Genomic DNA, 21,207 nt, shown 5'->3' with positions numbered 1-21,207 from the left:
GACTGCACCATACCCGCAACAAACCTTTTAATGTTCGGCCAATATGAATGCTGCAAGATGTGACAAATCTGCGTACAAGCATGGACAGCCGAAGCGATTTATGCAATCAGACAACAACATACAACAAAGCCGCAATATGGGCCTGCTGGTCGCAGCCCAGTCTCTGGGAGGTGCCTCTCCGCCCATCATCATCTCACTGGGCGGTCTGGTCGGGCAGCAACTGTCGTCCAACCCCACTGCGTCCACCTTGCCGGTCAGCATCTACCAGCTCGGGCTGGCGCTGTCCACACTGCCGGCCGCCTGGATCATGAACCGCATGGGCCGCCGCACGGCCTATGTGCTGGGCGCCGTTCTGGGCGTGATCTCCGGCGTGGTCGCCGCGCAAGGCATTGCCCACAGCGACTTCGTCACCTTCTGCATAGGCACGGCGCTGGCCGGCTTTTATGCGGCCTGCGTGCAGAGCTACCGCTTCGCCGCCACCGATATGGTGAGCGAGCCCGCGCAACAGGCCAAGGCCATTTCGCGCGTGATGATCGGGGGGCTGATTGCCGCCATCATCGGGCCGCAGGTGGTGATCTGGACGCGCGACGCCCTGCCCGCCACACCGTTTGCCGGCAGCTTCTACAGCCAGGCGGTGCTGGCTCTGCTGGCCCTGCCCTTGCTCATGGGCCTGCGCCTGCAGCCACCTCAGACCAAAACCGCCGTGGCTGGCGACGCCAGGCCACTGGGAGAAATTGCCCGCACCCCCCAATTCGTCGTGGCCTGCGCTGCCGGTGTGGTCAGCTACGGCTTGATGGCGTTCCTGATGACCGCCGCCCCCATGGCCATGGTGGGCTGCGGCCATAGCGTGGGCGAAGCCGCCATGGGCATTCAATGGCATGTGCTGGCTATGTTCGTGCCCAGCTTTTTCACCGGCAAGCTGATTGCGCGTTATGGCAAGCGGCCCGTGACAGCTCTGGGCCTGCTGATGATAGGCGCGGCCGGCGTGCTGGCCTTGATGGGGCTGGATATCTTCCACTTCTGGGGCTCGCTGATTTTGCTGGGCGTGGGCTGGAACTTCGGCTTCATCGGTGCCACGGCGCTGCTGACCGAGTGCTACCGCCCCTCGGAACGCGCCAAGGTGCAGGCACTCAACGATTTCCTGGTCTTCGGCACAGTGGCCGTGGCCTCGTTCGGATCAGGGCAGTTGCTGCACAGCGCCGGCTGGAACGGCATCAATATCGGCATGCTGCCCCTGGTAGCCGTCGTACTGGCGCTGCTGGGCCTGCACAGCCAGCGCAGGGCAAACGCCTGAAGCCGGCAAGACGATTGCTATCAACATCAAAGCTGCTGGGGATTGCGAGATGAGCGCATCCGGGTCTTTCTGCATCGAAGTCATTGCATATCAATCGCCAGGCGCTATTTTTCGATAGAGCCGTATCCGATGCGAATGCGCTCATCCTGCATCGGATGGACTGAGCCTGCCCCCACAGCAGACAGGCAACCAGACCGCAGCCTTGGCGCCTGGCGAACAAACTGCCTCGGCACATGACTGCGGGCTGTCGAGGATTACCTCGGCCCCATCCCTCAAAGCGGCTACTCAACCCTGGCTCCGGCCTTGTCCAGAGTCACGGACCCAACATACCGAGGCAGCCAGGCCGGGCACCGGCAGGCACTGCAAGCTTCTAAAAATGGGTAACGCTCTAAGCACAGTTCAGCGTGCCCCAAGCCTGCGCCGAGAGCAGCGGCCAGGCAGGAAGCTGGCCTTCGCAGGCCTGCGCGATTTGCTCGGAAGCTATCAAAGAGCCCAGACACTCGGGCCCCGAGCCCACGCCTTACAGGTCTCTCGCTCACGACCCAAGACCCACCATGCGGCGTGAACCGATCTGCGTCAGCCAGCGCATGAGACCACTGCTTACGCAACCTACAACGGCGTCACATTTGCATCTCATGCAGATTAGAAAAATCCTTACGAACTCAAATATTGATAAGCGATTTCTATAGGAATAGTATTTCCACAAAATTAAACAAAAGAATGAAGTTGATAGAGAAATTGTATTTAGTCACACATCGCCCGAATCCTGTGGACACCAGTCAGATGAGCTGAACGCAGCAGACAGCCAGCGTCAACTCTGAGGCCCGAACAGGATTCGCTGAACACAGGACTGGAGGTTGACCATGACATCTTCCGAACTCAGCGCAGCATCCGAACTCGTGGCCGCCGTTTTCACCGAGCCGCGTTCGCTGATCCTGTTGCTGCTTTTGCTGGCAGCCAGCATCAGTGACCTGCGCACACGGCGCATCCCCAATCGCCTGACCTTCGGTGGCATCACCCTGGCCCTGCTCTATGGTCTGCTGGCCCACCACCCCCATGGCGGCGGCTTTTTCTGGGCGCTGGGCGGCATGGCAGTAGGCCTGGCATTGATGCTGCCTCTCTATCTGCTGCATGCCATGGGAGCCGGCGACGTGAAGCTGATGGCCATGGTCGGCAGCTTTCTAGGCCCCGCCGCCACCTGCCAGGTCGTGATCTTTGTCTTTATCACCGGCGGCCTGGCAGCCATCAGCTACGCACTCTGGCATCGCATGGTCGGCAAGCTGGTGCGCAACTCGGCCGAGGCAGTGCAGTTGCTCTACGTCAATGTCGCTGCGGGGATCCGTCCCGATGCCCGCTCCAACTCGGCGCATTCGGTAGGCACCTTGCCTTACGGCGTCAGCATCGCCCTGGGAACCCTGGCGTTCCTGGTCGCTCGGCAGTTCACCTGGGTCTAGTCACTTACATCACGGCATAGCGGGAGCCTCCCATGAAAAACCTCAAAGCTTTGGGTCTGTTTATCCTCGCAGCGCTGGCCAGTCTGGCAGCGGCTGTCTACGCCGCCAACTGGGTGGCCCAACGCGGCAGCCTGGACGCCGACAAGGTAGTTGTCGCTGCCACCGACATTCCACTGGGCGGCAAGATTTTGCCGAACATGCTGAACACGGTGGACTGGCCGCGGGGCTCCATACCCGATGGCGCATTCCATGACATGCAACAGCTGCAGGATCGCGTCGTCAAGGTCGGAGTGCTGCGCGGCGAAGCCGTGCTCGAAGGCAAGCTGGCCCCCGTAGGCACCAAAGGCGGACTGGCTGCCGTCATCGCTCCGGGCAAGCGAGCCATGACGGTACGCGTCAACGATGTGGTCGGTGTTGCGGGCTTCGCCCTGCCCGGCAACTACGTGGATGTGGTGGTCAATGCCCAGCAGGAGCAGAACGGCAAGACAGAAGAGTCGCGCCAGATCAGCAAAACCGTGCTGGAGAACGTGCTGGTTCTGGCCGTGGCCCAGGAAGCCGATCGTGACGAGACCAAACCCAAGGTGGTGAGTGCCGTCACCCTCGAGCTGAGCCCCGAAGATGCCGAGAAACTCGATCTTGCACGCAGCGTGGGCAATCTTTCACTGGTGCTGCGCAACCAGATTGACAAAGATCCCACCAGCACTGCAGGCATCACCAAGCACCAGTTGTTTGGAACACCAGAGGCAGCCCCTGCACCGGTCAAGGTCGCAGCTCCTGCCAAACCCGTGATGCAGCGAGCCAGGCCCGCACCCCAGGCTTCGACAGCCACCTGTGTCGAAGTGATCCAGGGCGGCGCTCGAACTCTCAACTGCTTCTGATCTTCTACTCGCAACAACTCAGAGAGGTCGGCCGTGCAACACCATCACCTATACATAGCAGCTAGCATGCTGCTCGCCAGCTCAGCGCCTGTGCTGGCCCAATCTGCGGGCACGCCTGCTCAGCCCGGCCCTGTGGCTGCGGCGGCTCCCGCAGCTCCTCGCACCACCCTGCCCGCCAGGAATTGCACGGCCATCCGCACGGAGGATCCGACCACGGTCACTCTGGGAAAATCCGTGGTCATTCCGCTGAGCTCGCCCATGGCGCGCATCCTGGTCAGCGGCCAGACGCCCGGAGCGGGCCAGGCAGCAGCGCCCATGGCCGCAAATGCCCAGCCGCAAATGCAGAACGGCATGGGTGATATCGAGGTCCAATTGCTCAGCCCGCGAGACCTGTTCTTTCGCGGCCGCAAGTCGGGGTCCATGAACGTCATCCTGCAAAACGCCCAGGGAGCCTGCTTCATCAAGGACGTGATCGTCACCATGGACCCGGGGCCGCTGCAAGCCAAGCTCAGCGAGCTCATGCCCGAGGAACGCAGCATCCGCGTCCAGGGCGCCGACAATGCCCTGGTCCTGAGCGGAGAGATCAGCAATCCGCTGCGCCTGGACGATGTGGTGACGCTCGCCGGCGCCTACAGCGACAGCAAGAAAATCGTCAACCTGCTGCGCACCACTTCGCCTCACCAGGTGATGCTGGAGGTCAAGATTGCCGAGGTCAGCAAGACATTGCTCGACAAGCTCGGTGCCAGTCTTGCGGGCCAGCGCATCACCAGCAATGGCATGAATACATTCTCCATCGCCTCCAACTTCCTCAGTGGCGGCGGCGGGCTGCTGAGCGCCATGCGCATAGGCAAAGGCTCGATCAGCATTGACGGCCAAAAAGACGACGGCCTGGTGCGTATTCTGGCCGAGCCCAACATCATGGCCATCAGCGGCCAGCAGGCCAGCTTTCTCTCGGGCGGCAAGATCTTTATTCCCGTGGCACAGAGCAATACCACTGGCGTGCCAGTGATGACGCTGGAGGAAAAAGAGTTCGGCATCGGCGTCAAGTTCACACCCACCGTGCTGGGTGGCTCGCGCGTGAACCTCAAGCTGGTCTCAGAAGTGTCCGACCTGTCTCAGACAGGCTCACCCTTCACCGCCATCAATGGCGTCACCTCCGTCATTCCCTCGCTTTCGGTGCGACGCGCAGACACCACGGTGCAACTCAATGACGGGCAAAGTCTGGTCATTGCCGGTCTCATCAAAAACAACATCACCGAGGCCGTCAAACGCTTTCCGGGACTGGGGGAAATACCGGTTCTCGGCGCACTGGCTCGCAGCACCGAGTTCCAGACCGATCAGACCGAGTTGATGTTCATCATCACTCCGCGCCTGGTGCAGGCACTCGCAGAAGCACCCAGAGTGCCCACCGACAACCATGTCCCGCCCTCACGCGCCGAGGTCTATCTCAACGGTGCGCTGGAGAGCTCCAAGCCCGCGTCAGCCGCGAAGACTGCGCCCGCCGCAGCCATGCCATCCGGCACTGCAACCCCAGCTCCGGCACCTGCCCCGGTAGCAGCACCTCAGGAGCTGCAACCGCAAGCACCGGCCGAGCCCTCGGTTGACCGTCCCGCCCCCCTGAACCCGCCCACCTGAACCGGAGGCAAGCCATGATCGAACGCAATATCCTATTTCCCGTGGCCCTCGCCGCCCTGCTGGCGGGCTGCAGCAGCACAACCCCCCACTACGACGCGCATTTTGGCGAGGCTGTGCGTACCGCGCGCATGCAGATGACCATCAATCCCGATGCAGGCAAAAACGTAGGCATTGGAGTAGATGCAGCCAACGGCATGGACGGTCGCGCCGCCAAACATGCCATGGACAGATACGAGCAAAGCTACAAGACCCCACCGCAAGCGGTCAATGTCATAAATATCGGTGGCTCACTAACCAGCAATAACCAAGGCAGCGGTAGTGGCGGAGGCGGTACAGCTCCGTATTAAGCCCGAAATTTTCTGGCCGCTGACCAACCGATTCCATCCCATTGACATAGAAGGAGTACAGACCGCATATCGGCCTTGCACGCCAATCACCGGCGCCTCCGACAAACCGGCAGGCATCGCTTGTATATGTTTCCAAACTTTCAACACTTTTGAGGTGTTCTCATGACCAACATTGCTCAACAATTTGGCAACTCCCTTCAATCCTTTGTCCGTGACGAAGAGGGAGCACAAGTGATCGAATACGCACTAGTCGTGGCAGTGGTTTCGATTGCCTTGGTGATATTGATGAAATCTTCCATTACTAGCAGCCTATTTACCACTTGGCTTAGCAGAGTAACTGCCTGCTTGGGAGGAACAGGTGCCTGCGCTTAAGTTGCACATTCTGTAGCTAACCAACGCAGTGAAAACCACTATTACTCTCTGGCAAACCGGCAGGCATCGCTTGTATATGTTTCCAAACTTTCAACACTTTTGAGGTGTTCTCATGACCAACATTGCTCAACAATTTGGCGACTCCCTTCAATCCTTTGTCCGTGACGAAGAGGGAGCACAGGTGATCGAATACGCACTAGTCGTGGCAGTGGTTTCGATTGCCTTGGTGATATTGATGAAATCTTCTATTACTAGCAGCCTATTTACCACTTGGCTTAGCAGAGTAACTGCCTGCTTGGGAGGAACAGGTGCTTGCGCTTAAGTTGCGCATTCTGTAGCTAACCAACGCAGCGAAAACCACTATTGCTCTCTGGCAAAACGATTTTCGCTGCGATACGCAGTTACTAACCAATCGGGGATGCTTCATGAAAACCATCTGCACTCATGGCACAGGACCGGCCTCATGCAAGGTTCATCCACTGCATTGCGATGCAATCGTGTGCTTCCTATCTCATTGCGCTCACGTTGCTCCTACCGAGCTGCATGGGCACCGCGCTGGACTTTGGCCGACTCTTCGCTAGTCATTCAGGTTCCCACGCTTTCACTCAATCTTGAGGTGTCATCATGAATATGAGCATTCAAAAATTTGGTAATTACCTGCAATCCTTTCTTAATGATGAAGAGGGTGCACAGGTCATCGAATATGCACTAGTCGTGGCGGTGGTTTCAATTGCCTTAGTGATATTCATGAAATCCTCTATCGGCAGCACCCTATTTGACACATGGCTCGCCAGAGTGAGCGCATGTCTAGGCGGAGCGGGTGCCTGTGTCTAGATTACGTAATCTGTGACGACCATCCACGGATTATTTCTAACACAACGGTCTTCGCTGAAATACACAACCATCATCCTCTCCTATGCATCATGAAAAACCATCCGCACTCTTGGCTCATGACCCGGCCTATGCGAGGTGCTGCCGCCGCGCTGCGGCGGCAGCATGGTGCCTTTCTGATTACCTTTGCGCTGTTTATGCTGTTCCTGCTGGGCTTCATGGGCCTCGCGCTGGATTTTGGTCGGCTATTTGTGGTCAGAACCGAACTGCAAACCGCGGCCGACAGCTGTGCACTGGCTGCAGCGCGCGAGCTGGATCTGCAACCCAGCGCCGTGACCCGTGCCACTAGCGCCGGCGGCACGGTGGGCGGCCGTAATGGAGTACAGTTTCAAAGCGGGTCGGCGAACCTGATCACTATCCGTTTCAGCGATACGCTTATCGGCAGCTATAGCTCTAGCTTTCCCGCAGCCTCAGCCAAATACGCCGAATGCCAGTATGCACTGACAGGGTTAAAGCCCTGGCTACTGCAGGCGCTGGCGGCCTTCAGCGGTAACAGCGCCTATGCCAATAATCTCTCCGTCGCGGCCCGAGCCGTTGCCACGCGCGCACCTTCGCAAACTGCCTGCATTATTCCAGTAACTCTGCGCTGGGATAGTGCTAGCCTGCCCACCGTCGGTAAATGGATTCCCTTCGACCCTGGCCAATCAAAATCAGGAAATATGACCTGGGGTAATCTGAATGGCAGCACGAACGCCTCCACGACCGAGGCCGACATGCTTAACGGCTATTGCGTTTCTCCCACCCCTAAGGCGATCTTCACACCTGGTACGCAAGCCAATACGATCGCCGAGGTTTGGAACTACCGTTTTGGTATTTACAAAAACAATTACAACCCCAGTACCACAGGTCACCCCGACTACTCTAGCTATCGTTACTACTACAACAGTGCGGCAGACAACAATTGGACGGGACGCGACGCCGATGGAAACATTGGCAACGCCTCCCAGGACTTCCTGGCCAAGCGCCTGAACTTCACGGCATGTGGCGCTAACCCCGCAGCCTGCGGTTTAAGTAGTGGGGGTTACAAAACCGTGTCTCAAACGCCTGCCCTTCAGGCCAATGGCGCGGACCGCCGCATCGTGACTTTGCCCATTACCACCGGATCTGGCAATTATTTCAATAACAAGTTTGCCTGCATGCTGATGCTGACGCCTCTTCAGCCATCCACTATGACGTCGACTTTCGAATACCTGGGTCTGGCCACCGACGCCAGCAGCCCCTGCAAAGGCAATGGTCTGGTGGGCGGAACTGTCGGCCCGCTAATTCCCGTTCTAGTGAGGTGAACACCATGCGCAAACATCGCCTGCAGCAAGGGATCGCGCTAATTGAGCTGGCGCTTAGCATCCCCCTCATGATCATGCTAAGCATGATGGTCATCGAATTCGGCCGTGCCATGTATGAGTACAACACGGTGACCAAGTCAGTGCGCGACGCCGTGCGCTATCTGACAGTACAGCTGCCTCCGGCACCCACAAGCTGTCCACCGGAGGCCACGAATTTGGTGCGGTACGGCCTCACATCTCAAGCCAGCACACCACTGGCACCTGGCTTGGTTAGTGCGACCATCAACTGCACATGGCAGACCAACGGAACCTATCCTCAGATCAGCACCACCGTGACCGTTACTGTGAGCGGCTATCGTTTCAAGTCCATGGTCTCCAACGTATTCGGCCTCCAGCTGTCCGATAAAAACGGCGGAATCAACTTCGGCAATATCGCTGCCACGATGAGGATGCCAACATGACACACCATGCACAGCGCGGCGCCACGCTCATTGAATTTGCACTGGGGCTGCTGATCTTTCTGATGTTCCTGCTGGGCGTGGTTGACTTCAGCCGCATGCTCTACACCTGGGCCGCAGCCACCGAGGCCACGCGCGCGGGTGCACGCTATGCGGTGGTGTGCGCCGACCCGCAATACGCAAACTCCAAAAATCTCGTACTGGGTCAGATGACGCCTTGGCTTCCGCAGCTCACCTCCTCCAATGTCACCATCGATTGGTATGACCCAGCAGGCAACAAAAGTACCACGTGCGACTCAACCAGCTGCGGTGGAGTAAGGGTGCGCATCGACCCCCAAGCCCCTCTGAAGTTCCAATGGATTGCTCCCGTCATAGGGCAAGCGATACAGCAAATTCCCATGCCGGAATTCGCCACCTATCTACCACGTGAAATCATGCGCCAGGACCCCAACAGCAGTACGGCCTGCGCATCCTGACCAGGGAGCGCCACTATGAAAATCACCATCATCTCCCCCAACACCGCCCATCTGCGCGAGATGGCCCATGTGCTGCAAGAGCAATCGCATCAGGTGCAGACCTTCGAGGGAGGCAAGACCCGCATGCCCACGATTGCCGAGCAGGAGCAGCCGGATCTGATGATCGTCGATGGTATGTGCTGCGACCCCGCAGACCTGGCCCCAGTGGAGCAGGTGACCACCCATCACCCACGCATGGCCGTGGTCCTGCTGTGCGCCCAGCAGACACCAGAGTTTCTGCTGCAATCCATGCGGGCGGGCGTGCGCGAGGTTCTGCCATCGCCGCCGCCACCGCAAGCGCTGGCCAATGCCGTTCAGCGCCTTGCCAGCAAATTGCAGGACAGCTCCCCCATCCGTGCACAAGGGCAAGTCATGGCCTTTCTGCCCTGCAAGGGCGGTGCCGGCGCCACTTTCCTGGCCACCAATCTGGGCTGGGCGCTGGCGCAAAAGCACTCCGTGCTGCTTATCGACTTGAATCTGCAGTTTGGCGATGCGCTGCCCTATCTGCATGAAGGCAAGCCAAGCTCGACATTGGCGGATGTGGCACGTGACCTTCACCGCCTTGACGCCTCTTTTCTCACAGCCAGCACGGTAAAGATCACACCGCGTCTGCATGTGCTGGCGGCCCCCGAAGATGCCATGCATGCCATGGAAGTGGAGCCCGGGCATATTGAGGCCATCGTGCAACTGGCTACCACGCACTACGACTTCGTGCTGCTGGACATGGGGCGTGTGCTGGACCCCTTGGCTCTGCGCGTGCTCGACAAGGCGCAGTGCATTGTTCCTGTGCTGCTGCCCAACGTACCCGCCGTGCGCAATGCGCAAAAGCTGCTGCGCATGTTCCACGACCTGGGCTACCCGGAAAGCCGCCTGCATCCGGTGCTGAACAGGGTGGACAGGCGCAGCGAAATCGGTCTGTCTGAAGTGCGCAAGACCCTGGGCCTGGAACAGCAATGGCGCAGCATTCCCGACTCTGCCCAGGAAGTACAAGCAGCCGTCAATGCGGGAGCACCGCTGGCCGAATCCGCACGCAGCAGCAGCGTGGTGCGCGAGCTGACGGCCTGGGCCGATGCACTGTCACCTCGAACTCATGAAGAAAACGGTAATTTTCTGAACCGGCTCTTTCGCCGGGCGTAGGCATCCGTATTGCAGAAGGAGACTGTCATGTCACTACGAGATTTCTTGACCGCGCCATCGACACGCACGCCCAAGCCTCTGCTGAAGGTCGTGTCTGAGTCCGCAGATATGTCGGCCATGCCCACAGCAGAGCCTCCTCCGCCATCCACCCCCATCTATGGTCATTCTGCTGCCTATCTGGCACTCAGAAGCCGCATTCATGCCAAGCTGCTGGAGCGGTTTGATCTTGCTGCCCTGGATGCGGTATCCGTGCAGACATTGCAGCAAGAAATTGCGGCCATGACCGAGCGACTACTGGCGGAGGACTCCGCAGCCATCAACGATCTCGAAAGAAAAATGCTGATCCGAGATATCCAGCACGAGATGCTGGGGTTCGGTCCACTCGAGCTGTTGATGGCCGACCCTTCGGTATCGGACATCCTCGTCAATCGCTACGACCAAATCTATGTGGAACGCCAAGGCCGGTTGGAGTTGACGCCTGTTGTCTTTACCGATGAAAAGCATTTGCTGCGCATCATTGACAAAATCGTTTCACGCATAGGCCGGCGCATCGATGAATCCAGCCCCATGGTGGATGCCCGCCTGCCAGATGGCTCACGCGTGAATGCAGTCATCCCTCCCGTGGCTCTTGATGGCCCCATGATGTCGATCCGGCGCTTTGCACACATCCCTTTGCGCATGGAAAATCTGATCAACGATCTCAAAAGCCTGACACCCGGCATGGCCCTGGTCCTTGAGGCTCTGGCCAAGGCCAAGGTGAACATGATCATCTCTGGCGGCACCGGGGCGGGCAAGACAACGCTGCTCAACATCCTCTCTAGCTATATTCCCACTGTGGAGCGCGTGGTCACCATTGAGGACGCGGCCGAGTTGCAATTGCAGCAGCCTCATGTGGTGCGCATGGAAACGCGCCCGCCCAATATAGAGGGCCGTGGCGAAATCACACAGCGATCCCTTGTGCGTAACGCACTGCGCATGCGCCCTGACCGCATCATCATTGGCGAAGTCCGGGGCGCCGAAGCGGTAGACATGCTGCAGGCCATGAACACCGGCCACGAAGGCTCATTGACGACCATCCATGCCAATACGCCACGCGACTCTTTGGCTCGACTCGAGAATATGGTCGGCATGGCAGGCCTCAATCTGCCGCACCAGGCCGCACGACAACAGATTGCATCGGCCATTACGGTGATCGTGCAGGCACTCCGGCTCACGGATGGCAAACGCAAGATCACCAGCATCCAGGAGATCACGGGCATGGAGGGTGATGTGGTGACCATGCAGGAGATCTTTGCCTTCACGCAGACCGGGGTCGGCGCCAATGGTGAAGTCCAAGGGTATTTCCATGCCACGGGTGTCAGACCCAAGTTCGCCGATCGGCTCAAAGGCTTCGGCATTGCGTTGCCCGACAGCATCTTCGCTCCAGAACGTCACTATCAATGAACTCCGCAAAAAAGGTGCCGCCATGCTGTCCTTTTTCTCTTCCCACTCGATCTTGGTAATCATCGGTCTGGTGTTTGTAGCAGTGCTTCTGCTACTGGAAGCACTGCACACGATCTGGAAGCAGTACAAGAGTCCTGAGGCAAAGCGGCTTGAGCGCCGGCTCAGAGCCTTATCAGCAGCCGATGACAACAGCAATCCGACCAAGCTGGTCAAGGAGCGCGTACTTAGCGATATGCCCAGAATGCAGCGTGTGCTGCAAACCATGCCGCGCGCACACCAACTTGACCGCTTCATTGTTCAATCAGGCCTGGACTGGACGGTTTCTGGCTTGCTGCTCGGCAGTGCAATACTGTTTGCGCTAGGTATGTTGACAACCATCATGCTTCGCCAGCCTGTGGAGTTGGGCGTGCTTTCAGGCTTGGTGCTGGGTTCCCTTCCATGGCTGTTTCTGCAACGCAAAAGACTGCAGCGCCTGAAACGTATGGAGCGCCAACTCCCAGAAGCGCTGGACCTTATAGCGCGCGCATTGCGCGCTGGTCATGCATTTTCCGCAAGCCTGCAAATGGCAGGAGAGGAACTAACCGAACCTATCGCCGACGAGTTCCGCCTGGTGCATGACGAGATCAACTATGGCACATCGCTGCAGCAGGCCTTGACCAATCTGGGTGAGAGGGTACCGATCACAGATCTGCGCTACTTCATTGTCGCCGTACTCATACAGCGCGAATCTGGCGGCAACCTCACCGAGATGCTCAGCAACCTGAGTCGCCTGATCCGCGAGCGACTCAAACTCCACGCCAAGGTCCGCGTACTCTCCGCTGACGGACGAATGTCGGCCTGGATTCTGGGTTTGATGCCATTTGGACTGGTCGCTCTGCTCAATCTATTGAACCCGGAATTCATGCATCCGCTCTGGACAGACCCTATTGGCATCACCATTCTGAAATGGTTGGCTGCACTGATGGTCATAGGTCTGCTGCTGCTGCGCCGCATTGCCCGTATCAGGGTATGAGCCCATCTGAAACGCAAGGAGTCCAAAATGTTGATCGTCGCCCTGCTCACTTTCACCGCCGTCATGCTGGCTGCAGGAGCCTTGTTCTTCTGGGCAACACCAACAGTCGCCGAACGGCGTTTACAGGCACTGACGCCCACTTCTCAGGACAAGGGGTGGACGGAAACAGTCGTCAAACTGGTTGGCCCATTTGCACACCTGTCGTCACCCACCAAAGACATTGATGCAACGCCATTACGCCTGCGCTTTCTGAATGCCGGCATCCGCCACGAGAGTGCACCACTGCTGTACTTTGGAGTCAAAACGCTGCTGCCTCTTGCTTTGGGGCTGGGGGTGTACTCGCTCATGCTGACAGCCAGCAAGGCAGACAGCACCCTGCTATTGTTCTTCCCCTTGGTGACCGCTCTTGTGGCGTGCTACCTGCCGAATCTGGTTCTGCGCTGGATGGCCGCGCGCCGCAAGCGCGAGATCTTTGAAAACTTTCCCGATGCCGCCGATTTGATGCTGGTCTGCGTAGAAGCAGGCATGGGCCTGGATGCCGCGCTGGGCAAGGTAACCGATGAAATTCGCATCAAAAGTGAAGCCCTGGCGGAGGAGCTCCACTGGACCAACCTGGAAATGCGTGCCGGCAGCACTCGCGAAAAATCCTTGCGAAATCTGGCCGCCCGCACCGGTGTAGATGAAATTCACACTTTTACGGCCATGCTGACACAGGCAGACCGATTTGGTACCAGCATAGGCGAATCGCTCCGGGTTTTCTCGGATGATCTACGCCACAAACGGCAGATGCGCGCCGAAGAGCTCGCTGCCAAGATCCCCACCAAGATGCTGCTGCCGCTGGTGACCTGCATCTTCCCGGCCATCATCATGGTGGTTCTGGGTCCGGCCATCATTCGAATCGTGCGCATGATCCTGCCCATGATGGGCGGCAACATGTGAGGGCTCCAACAGTGGTCCGGATTCGCCTCTCGGGCTAGATATCCTGAAAGCAATCCCAACCACTTTGATCTAATCCACAGGGACGGCAATGACCTGCAGAGGCCATGTGCTCACTCCATGACGCTTGGATTGACAACTTGAGCCGGAGCCCCCTCTCGACGTGGTCGAAGAATGCGCCGCCAAATGAAACGTAGGGATAGATCTGCGCAAACGGCAACCGGACGATTGACCGAGTGTCTATCTTTGCCTCGCATGGTTTCGACGCTGACTACCACCAGGAGCTCTGCTCAAATACAAGTCGTCATTTTTTGAAAACACCGCGCCACAAAAACCACAAACTGTGCGATCAGCGCGCACAAAACCCTGCTGCAACCAGCGAAGGCAAGCGAGTAACCGCTACACTTTGCGCCTCAGGCCTGCGTAATACCCGACGCAGGCCTTTTTTCCCGCTTTTCGAGGTTCTCGCGCACCGCCATGTCCACCGTCTTCAATTTCACCTTTGTTCCCTGGTTCAGGTCTGTGGCCCCTTATATCCACAAGTTCCGACACCAGACCTTTGTGGTGGGCCTGACTGGTGAAGCCATTGATGCGGGCAAGCTCAGCTCCATCGTCCAGGATCTGGCAATGATCCAGGCCATGGGCGTCAAGATCGTGCTGGTGCACGGCTTCCGCCCCCAGGTCAACGAGCAATTGCGCCTCAAGGGCCAGGAGCCGCGTTATTACAACGGCATGCGAGTCACCGACTCCATTGCGCTGGACTGTGCCCAGGAAGCAGCCGGCCAGCTGCGTTACGAGATCGAAGCCGCCTTCAGCCAGGGACTGCCCAACACGCCCATGGCCGGCGCGCGCGTACGCGTGATTTCGGGCAACTTCCTCACGGCCCGTCCCGTGGGCATTGTCGACGGCGTGGACTTCATGCATTCCGGCCTGGTGCGCAAGGTCGACGTGGAAGGCATTCGCAGCGCCCTGGACTCCGAAGCCATGGTGCTGGTCTCGCCCTTCGGCTTCTCGCCCACGGGCGAGGCCTTCAACCTCAGCATGGAAGAAGTGGCCACCCGCGTGGCGATCGAGCTCAAGGCCGACAAGCTGCTGTTCCTCACCGAAGTGCCTGGCGTGCGCATGGACCCCAACGGCCCGGCCGACGAGAACAACCCCATCGATACCGAGCTGCCGCTGGACGCCGCGCGCCGCCTGCTGGCCCAGCTCCCGCCTGCGCAGCAGCCTACCGATGTGGGCTTTTATCTGCAGCACTGCGTGCGCGCCTGCGAGCATGGCGTGGAGCGGAGCCACATCCTGCCCTTCTCGACCGACGGAGCGCTGCTGCTCGAGATCTATGTGCACGACGGCATAGGCACCATGGTCATCGACGAAAAGCTCGAAGAACTGCGCGAGGCCACGATCGACGACGTGGGCGGCATCATTCAGCTGATCGAGCCCTTCGAGCGCGACGGCACGCTGGTCAAGCGCGACCGCACCGAGATCGAACGCGATATCGCCAGTTACACCGTCATCGAACACGATGGCGTGATCTTCGGCTGTGCCGCCCTGCACCCCTATCTGGAAGCCAAGACCGCCGAGATGGCCGCCGTCACCGTCTCTCCCAAGAGCCAGGGTACGGGCGATGGCGAGAAGCTGCTCAAGCGCATCGAACAACGCGCCCGCGCCCTGGGTTGCGAAACCATGTTTGTGCTGACCACGCGCACCATGCACTGGTTCATCAAGCGCGGCTTTCAGCCTGTCGAGCCCGAATGGCTGCCGGAGGCCCGCAAGGCCAAGTACAACTGGGGCCGCAAGAGCCAGGTGCTGGTGAAGAAGCTCTAATGCGCCTTCATTATTAAAAATAGCTTCCGGCGCTTGATAAACAAGCGTTGGAAGCTATTTTCGGAGCAAAAGATCTTGATGCGGCAGGCGCTGCAAGAACGGCTAAGGCCGCGTAGCCCGGCCTGCCGACGCAACAAACTCCGATGGCGGGCGGCCGAACTGGCGGCGAAACGCAGCCGAGTATGCGCTATGGCTTTCATAGCCGCTTTCCAGCGCCACGGTCGTGATGGCCATGCCCTGCAGCAACTGAGGGATGGAGGCCATCAGGCGCATCTGCTGATACCACCTGCCCCAGTTCATCCCGGTGCTTTTCAGAAAGCGGCGATGCAGCGTCTTTGGCGTGAGCGCGTGCTGCCGCGCCAGGGCTTCCACCGTGGTGCGCTGCGCCGGTGCACTCAGCATGCTCTCGCAGATACGTCGCATCAGCGCATCCTGGGGCCAGGGCAGGTAATACGGCAGCGGGGCCAGGGCGCTGAGTTCCTCCAGCAGCAAACTGCCCAGCAAGGCATCGCGCGGCCTATGCGGCCCCTCGTGGGGCAATGCCACCAGGGCTGTCATTAGCTCGCGCACCAGCGGCGCGACATGCAGCACGCCGTCCCGGGCCGGCAGCTGTGCGGACCAGGCCTCGTCGACGAACAGGCCATAGGCCCGCACCGCCGTGGTCGCCGTGATCTGGTGCAGCATGCCCGGGCGTAGCCACACTGCCGTGGTCGGCGGAACCAGCCATTGGCCGCTGGGGGACTCGACCAGCAACACACCTTCAGACGCATAGATGAGATGGCCGCGCGCATGGCTGTGCTGCGGCACCACATGGCCGGGCGGATAGCGCTGCTCCACGCCCGTGACAGGCAGCGAAGAGGCCTGGGCATGCTGCAGATCCAGCGCATGCGCACCATGTTCGGGGGAAGCAAAACCCATGGAATGTCCAAATTTCTACAACAAATGAATATCTATCGATAGAAGTCTATACCTCTGGCGACATAAAGTAGCCGCATTGCCTCCATCAAGCACCTTGCCGTGAAACACCGCCACCCGCTTTCGCTACGCCTACTGACTCTGACATCTGGTCGGGGTCCGCATGCACGCGTTCGCGCATGGTCCCATCCTGGTCTTCCCAGACCCCGGCCTTAGCCAGTCCCTTGCGGGCAGGGAGACCAGGTGATTGTTGCAACCCATTCCAAGGTCTCTATGCTGGCTGATCCCTCTACCAAATACCGCGCATTTCCCGTTGTGGACTTGCCCACCCGCCAATGGCCTGCCCGTACATTGACGCAAGCGCCCGTGTGGCTTTCGACTGATTTGCGCGACGGCAACCAGGCGCTGTTCGAACCCATGAACCGCAAGCGCAAGCTGCGGCTGTTCGAGGAGCTGGTCGCCATCGGTTTCAAGGAAATTGAAATCGGCTTCCCCTCCGCTTCCCAGACCGACTTCGACATCGTGCGCCACCTCATTGATGCACAGCTGATTCCCCACGATGTCACGCCCATGGTCATCACCCAGCTGCGTGAGGACCTGATTGCCACCACGGTGCGCAGCGTGGCCGGCGCACGCCGCGTGATCGTGCATCTGTACAACGCCGTGGCACGGGCCTTCCGCGAAATCGTCTTTGGCATGGAAGTGCCGCAGATCATTGCCATGGTGGAGCACCATGTACGCCACCTCAGGCAACTCACCGAGCAGCACACCGAAACCGAATGGGTGCTGCAGTACTCCCCGGAAACCTTTTGCATGGCCGAGCTGGACGTTTCCCTGGCCGTGTGCAATGCCGCCATTGCCGCCTGGGATGCCGGTCCTAAGCGCCCCATGATCATCAACCTGCCGACCACGGTGGAGGTTTCCACCGCCAATGTGTTTGCCGACCAGATCGAATGGATGGACCGGCGTCTGGCACGGCGCGAGCACATCACGCTTTCGGTACACCCCCATAACGACAGAGGCACTGGCGTGGCCTGTGCCGAGCAGGCCCTGCTGGCCGGCGCCCAGCGTGTGGAGGGCTGCCTGTTCGGCAACGGCGAGCGCAGCGGCAATCTGGATCTGGTGACGCTGGCCCTGAACCTCTACACCCAGGGCATTGCTCCGGGCCTGGATTTTTCCGACATCGCTGCCGTGGCACGCATTGCCGAAGCCTCGACGGCCCTGCCCATCCATCCGCGCCACCCCTATGTGGGCGACCTGGTGTTCACGGCATTTTCCGGCTCACACCAGGATGCGATTGCCAAGGGCTTTGCGGCGCAACAACCCAACGCCCTGTGGCGCGTACCCTATTTGCCCATAGACCCACAGGACCTGGGACGTACCTATGACAGCATCGTGCGCGTCAACAGCCAGTCCGGCAAGGGCGGTATTGCTTTCCTGCTGCAGAAGGACAGGGGCATCACCATGCCGCGGCGCATGCAGATCGAGTTCAGCGCCATCGTCCAGGCCTGGGCCGACAGCAGCGAAACAGAGCTCAGCAGCGCACAGATCTGGGAGCTGTTTGAAGCCACCTACCTGCATGCCCAAGCCGGGTCCCGGTCACTGCGTTATGAAAGCCACCGCCTGTTCGACAGCCCGCAAGGCCAGGGTATCGAACTGCACTGGCACGATGCCAACGGGCAACCCAGGCTGCGCAGCGGCATCGGCAACGGCCCTATTGCAGCCACCGTCGCTGCACTGGAGTTGCCGCTGCGCATCGACAGCTACGAAGAGCGCAGCCTGGGCAACGGCGCCGACGCCTGCGCCGTTGCCGTCATCGAAGCCGCATGGCCTGGCGTGCCCGGTTCACGGTTTGGCGTAGGCATGCACGCGAACATCGTCACCGCATCAGTGATGGCGGTCGTGAATGCCGCTGCGCGCTTTGAGGGGGACATGATTCAGACCCGCGCGTAGCCTTCGATAGATCGTTGCGTCTCCCTCTTGTCGGCCGATACCGTTTGAAGCTCGGCCTGCGCGGTGCCCTGACTCATACGCCGTCCCGGTCTTTTCCGTCTATTCTCGACGGGTCTGTCACAATTTTGAGGCAGGCCCGTTCTGGCGATGGAGGCTTCTGGCCACTTGGTGCATCGCCGATGTTGCGCTGCATCACAGCACCACCAAACAGTCTGGGCTACAAAGTCAGCATCCGATTAGCATGAGGCATGCCATGAACACACTCCCTCCTCAGGCCATCAGCCAGGATGTGCTGGCCGAGAAATATCTGGCCGACGGCGAGCAATCCGAGCAAGAGCTGTTTGCCCGCGTGGCACGAGCCCTGGCCGCTGTTGAAAAGCCTGAGCTTCAGGCGCATTGGGAGCAGCAATTTCTGGCCAATCTGCAGCGCGGTGCCATCGGTGCCGGTCGCATCATGGCAGCGGCGGGGCTGGACACCAAGGCCACGTTGATCAACTGCTTTGTGCAGCCCGTCGCCGACGCCACCAATGGTTTCGACAGCCAGGGCAACCCCGGCATCTACACAGCGCTTTCTCAGGCAGCCGAGACCATGCGCCGCGGTGGCGGCGTGGGTTATGACTTCTCCAACTTGCGACCGCGCGGTGCGTTGGTGCGCGGCACCAACTCCTTTGCGTCGGGCCCCTGCTCCTTCATCGATGTCTTCGATGCATCCTGCACCACGGTGGAGTCGGCCGGTGCGCGCCGCGGCGCCCAGATGGGTGTGCTGCGCATTGACCACCCCGATGTGCTGGAATTCATCACCGCCAAGCGACAAAAAGGCCGCTGGAACAATTTCAATGTGTCTGTGGGCGTGAGCAGCGCGTTCATGCAGGCGGTCAGAGACGATGCCGAATGGGAGCTGATCCATGTCGCCAGTCCCAGCGAGGCACAGATACAGGCCGGCGCCCATCGCCGCGACGATGGCCTCTGGGTCTATAAAAGCCAGCCTGCGCGTGCACTATGGGATGCCATCATGCGCTCGGCCTATGACTTCGCCGAGCCCGGAATTCTCTTTCTCGACAACATCAACGCCGACAACAACCTCTGGTATGCAGAGCAGATTTCCGCCACCAACCCCTGCGGCGAGCAGCCCCTGCCTCCCTATGGCTGCTGCGATCTGGGTCCCGTCATACTCACGCGCTTTGTGCGTGATGCGTTCACACCTCAGGCTTTCTTCGACATGGAGGCCTTTCGCGCCGCTGTCGCGGTTCAGGTGCGCATGCTGGACAATGTGCTGGACGCCACCGTCTGGCCCCTGCCCGAGCAGCAGCGCGAGGCGCAGCAAAAGCGCCGCATCGGCGTGGGCTTCACGGGGCTGGGAGACGCCCTGATTCTGCTGGGCCTGCATTACGCCAGCGATGCTGGCCTGCAGCAGGCCGCATCAATAGCCCGTGCCATGCGCGATGCGGCTTATGCCGCGTCGGTGGAGCTGGCACGGGAAAAAGGTGCCTTCCCTCTGTTCAACGCCAAGCAGTATCTGAAAAGCGGCTTTGCCAAACGCTTGCCCAAGGAGCTGCGCGCTACCATCAAAAAACATGGGCTGCGCAACAGCCATCTGCTGTCCATCGCCCCCACGGGCACAGTATCACTGGCCTTTGCCGACAATGCGTCCAACGGCATCGAGCCGGCCTTCTCGTGGACCTATACGCGCAAAAAGCGCACGGCCGACGGTGGAGAGCAGTTCTACACTGTGCAAGATCACGCCTACCGCCTCTACAAGGCCTTGCACGGCGACGATGCCCCGCTGCCCGAGTGCTTTGTCAGCGCCCTGGAGCTGAGCGCCAGCGAGCATGTGGCCATGATGCGCTGCGTCCAGCCCTTTATCGACACCTCGATTTCCAAGACCGTCAATATCCCGGCCGACTATCCCTTCGAGGACTTCAAGCACCTCTATATGGAGTGCTGGGAGGTCGGCCTCAAAGGCTGTGCTACCTACCGTCCCAACGACACGCTGGGCGCGGTTCTGTCTACCGATTCAGCCCCCACTCCCTCTCAAGCGCCTACCGATAAATCGCAGGCTGCTATCAACTCGGTTAGCAGCAGCGGCATGACGGCCGTGATCGAGCGCCGTCCCGAGGGTCCGCTCAATGCCGTAGTGGACAAGATTGAGTATTTCACGCATGACGGCATACGGCGTCTTTATCTGGTCGTCAGCTTCATGGTGGTCGACGGTGTGGAGCGTCCTATCGAATTCTTCATGCCCGTGGGCCAGACCGGGGAAAGCCAGCAATGGATCACGGCCACCATGCGCAGCCTGAGCCTGGCCGCGCGTGGCGGCTTTCTCGACAAGGCCCTGGCCGATCTGCGCAAAGTGGCCTGGGATCGCGGCCCGGTGCGCTACGGCAGCAGAACGCGTGACGACGGCAGCCGCATCCCGCTCTGGCATGACAGCGAAGTGGCGCTGCTGGCCTATGCAATTCAAAGCATCATCGCCAACCGCGGCCTGCCCCAGCCAGCGCCCAGCACGGCGGCCACGCCGGCATCTCCGCCCGAAAACAATGCCTCAGTCAGCGGTCAAAAGTGTCCCGACTGCGGAGCACATGCCATGATCAAAAAAGATGGCTGTCAGTTCTGTACCGCCTGCGGCTTTGTGGGGTCATGCGGTTGAAAAATGGATAGCGTGAGTCGCGATCAAGCTGAGCAGTGCGATGGATGACTGAGTCCGCAGCAGCAGCGTCCATTCGGGTGGCTACCCAAAGCAGCGGTCAGACGCGACTTCGGACCCAACACCCTTAGCTCAACAATGCGACGGGTGACCGAGGCATGTGGAAACGCTAAGTACAGACGTTGATATCGAGGCCATCGATCATCGCTCTCCAAC

19 protein-coding genes are annotated in these 21,207 nt (G+C 59.6%); 18 read left to right on the top strand and 1 reads right to left on the bottom strand.

The genetic code is table 11. The features are described from left to right. Positions 1-100: 100 nt before the first annotated feature. The 16 genes from JAO85_RS02245 to argA all read left to right on the top strand — a co-directional run bounded on the left by JAO85_RS02245 (position 101) and on the right by argA (position 15,479). Positions 101-1,294 (top strand): MFS transporter, encoded by a 1,194-nt coding sequence (locus tag JAO85_RS02245; protein WP_202787349.1) that lies wholly within the window; start codon positions 101-103, stop codon positions 1,292-1,294. A gap of 863 nt (positions 1,295-2,157) precedes the next feature. Further along, positions 2,158-2,748: a prepilin peptidase gene (locus JAO85_RS02240; RefSeq protein ID WP_202787348.1), complete on the top strand. Its 591-nt coding sequence runs from the start codon at positions 2,158-2,160 to the stop codon at positions 2,746-2,748. Between the two features lie 32 nt (positions 2,749-2,780). Beyond that, positions 2,781-3,626 carry a Flp pilus assembly protein CpaB gene (gene cpaB / locus JAO85_RS02235; RefSeq protein ID WP_003079614.1) on the top strand — a complete coding sequence of 282 codons (846 nt, stop codon included), beginning with the start codon at positions 2,781-2,783 and terminating at the stop codon, positions 3,624-3,626. Between the two features lie 66 nt (positions 3,627-3,692). Then, positions 3,693-5,261, top strand: a complete 1,569-nt coding sequence (locus JAO85_RS02230) for a type II and III secretion system protein family protein (RefSeq protein WP_034408055.1) — start codon at positions 3,693-3,695, stop codon at positions 5,259-5,261. Positions 5,262-5,275: 14 nt separating this feature from the next. After that, positions 5,276-5,608 (top strand): hypothetical protein, encoded by a 333-nt coding sequence (locus JAO85_RS02225; RefSeq protein WP_202787347.1) that lies wholly within the window; start codon positions 5,276-5,278, stop codon positions 5,606-5,608. A gap of 162 nt (positions 5,609-5,770) precedes the next feature. Further along, complete coding sequence (locus JAO85_RS02220; protein ID WP_202787346.1) at positions 5,771-5,980, top strand: Flp family type IVb pilin; 210 nt, start codon at positions 5,771-5,773, stop codon at positions 5,978-5,980. 112 nt (positions 5,981-6,092) lie between these two features. Then, entirely contained in the window at positions 6,093-6,302 is a 210-nt protein-coding gene (locus JAO85_RS02215; protein ID WP_202787345.1) for a Flp family type IVb pilin, read from the top strand. 302 nt (positions 6,303-6,604) lie between these two features. Continuing rightward, positions 6,605-6,814 (top strand): Flp family type IVb pilin, encoded by a 210-nt coding sequence (locus JAO85_RS02210; protein ID WP_034379611.1) that lies wholly within the window; start codon positions 6,605-6,607, stop codon positions 6,812-6,814. 89 nt (positions 6,815-6,903) lie between these two features. Continuing rightward, a complete protein-coding gene (locus tag JAO85_RS02205) occupies positions 6,904-8,154 on the top strand; it encodes a TadE/TadG family type IV pilus assembly protein (protein ID WP_237734666.1) in 1,251 nt (416 codons plus the stop codon). Between the two features lie 5 nt (positions 8,155-8,159). After that, positions 8,160-8,615 carry a TadE/TadG family type IV pilus assembly protein gene (locus JAO85_RS02200; RefSeq protein ID WP_202787344.1) on the top strand — a complete coding sequence of 152 codons (456 nt, stop codon included), beginning with the start codon at positions 8,160-8,162 and terminating at the stop codon, positions 8,613-8,615. Further along, positions 8,612-9,088 (top strand): TadE/TadG family type IV pilus assembly protein, encoded by a 477-nt coding sequence (locus JAO85_RS02195; RefSeq protein ID WP_202787343.1) that lies wholly within the window; start codon positions 8,612-8,614, stop codon positions 9,086-9,088. The genes JAO85_RS02200 and JAO85_RS02195 overlap by 4 nt, the downstream gene beginning before the upstream one ends. Before the next feature lie 15 nt (positions 9,089-9,103). After that, positions 9,104-10,264, top strand: a complete 1,161-nt coding sequence (locus JAO85_RS02190) for an AAA family ATPase (RefSeq protein ID WP_202787342.1) — start codon at positions 9,104-9,106, stop codon at positions 10,262-10,264. A 27-nt stretch (positions 10,265-10,291) separates the two neighbouring features. Continuing rightward, a complete protein-coding gene (locus tag JAO85_RS02185) occupies positions 10,292-11,707 on the top strand; it encodes a CpaF family protein (RefSeq protein ID WP_202787341.1) in 1,416 nt (471 codons plus the stop codon). 22 nt (positions 11,708-11,729) lie between these two features. Beyond that, positions 11,730-12,719 (top strand): type II secretion system F family protein, encoded by a 990-nt coding sequence (locus JAO85_RS02180; RefSeq protein WP_034379601.1) that lies wholly within the window; start codon positions 11,730-11,732, stop codon positions 12,717-12,719. A 27-nt stretch (positions 12,720-12,746) separates the two neighbouring features. After that, entirely contained in the window at positions 12,747-13,658 is a 912-nt protein-coding gene (locus JAO85_RS02175; protein WP_202787340.1) for a type II secretion system F family protein, read from the top strand. A 474-nt stretch (positions 13,659-14,132) separates the two neighbouring features. Further along, a complete protein-coding gene (gene argA / locus JAO85_RS02170; protein ID WP_034393853.1) occupies positions 14,133-15,479 on the top strand; it encodes an amino-acid N-acetyltransferase in 1,347 nt (448 codons plus the stop codon). A 102-nt stretch (positions 15,480-15,581) separates the two neighbouring features. Here argA and JAO85_RS02165 read toward each other — a convergent pair whose 3' ends face one another. Next, positions 15,582-16,397 (bottom strand): helix-turn-helix domain-containing protein, encoded by an 816-nt coding sequence (locus tag JAO85_RS02165; protein WP_012838174.1) that lies wholly within the window; start codon positions 16,395-16,397, stop codon positions 15,582-15,584. 270 nt (positions 16,398-16,667) lie between these two features. Here JAO85_RS02165 and JAO85_RS02160 point away from each other — a divergent pair, with 270 nt between their 5' ends. Together JAO85_RS02160 and JAO85_RS02155 are read left to right on the top strand one after the other, a co-directional pair. Next, complete coding sequence (locus JAO85_RS02160) at positions 16,668-18,347, top strand: 2-isopropylmalate synthase (RefSeq protein WP_202787511.1); 1,680 nt, start codon at positions 16,668-16,670, stop codon at positions 18,345-18,347. A 253-nt stretch (positions 18,348-18,600) separates the two neighbouring features. Next, positions 18,601-20,994 carry an adenosylcobalamin-dependent ribonucleoside-diphosphate reductase gene (locus JAO85_RS02155; protein WP_202787339.1) on the top strand — a complete coding sequence of 798 codons (2,394 nt, stop codon included), beginning with the start codon at positions 18,601-18,603 and terminating at the stop codon, positions 20,992-20,994. Positions 20,995-21,207 lie beyond the last annotated feature (213 nt).

The organism is Comamonas sp. NyZ500 (assembly GCF_016772095.1).
Lineage (GTDB): Bacteria > Pseudomonadota > Gammaproteobacteria > Burkholderiales > Burkholderiaceae_C > Comamonas > Comamonas thiooxydans.
The sequence above is the reverse complement of the archived record's forward strand: the minus strand, read 5'-3'. Positions and strand labels throughout refer to the sequence as shown.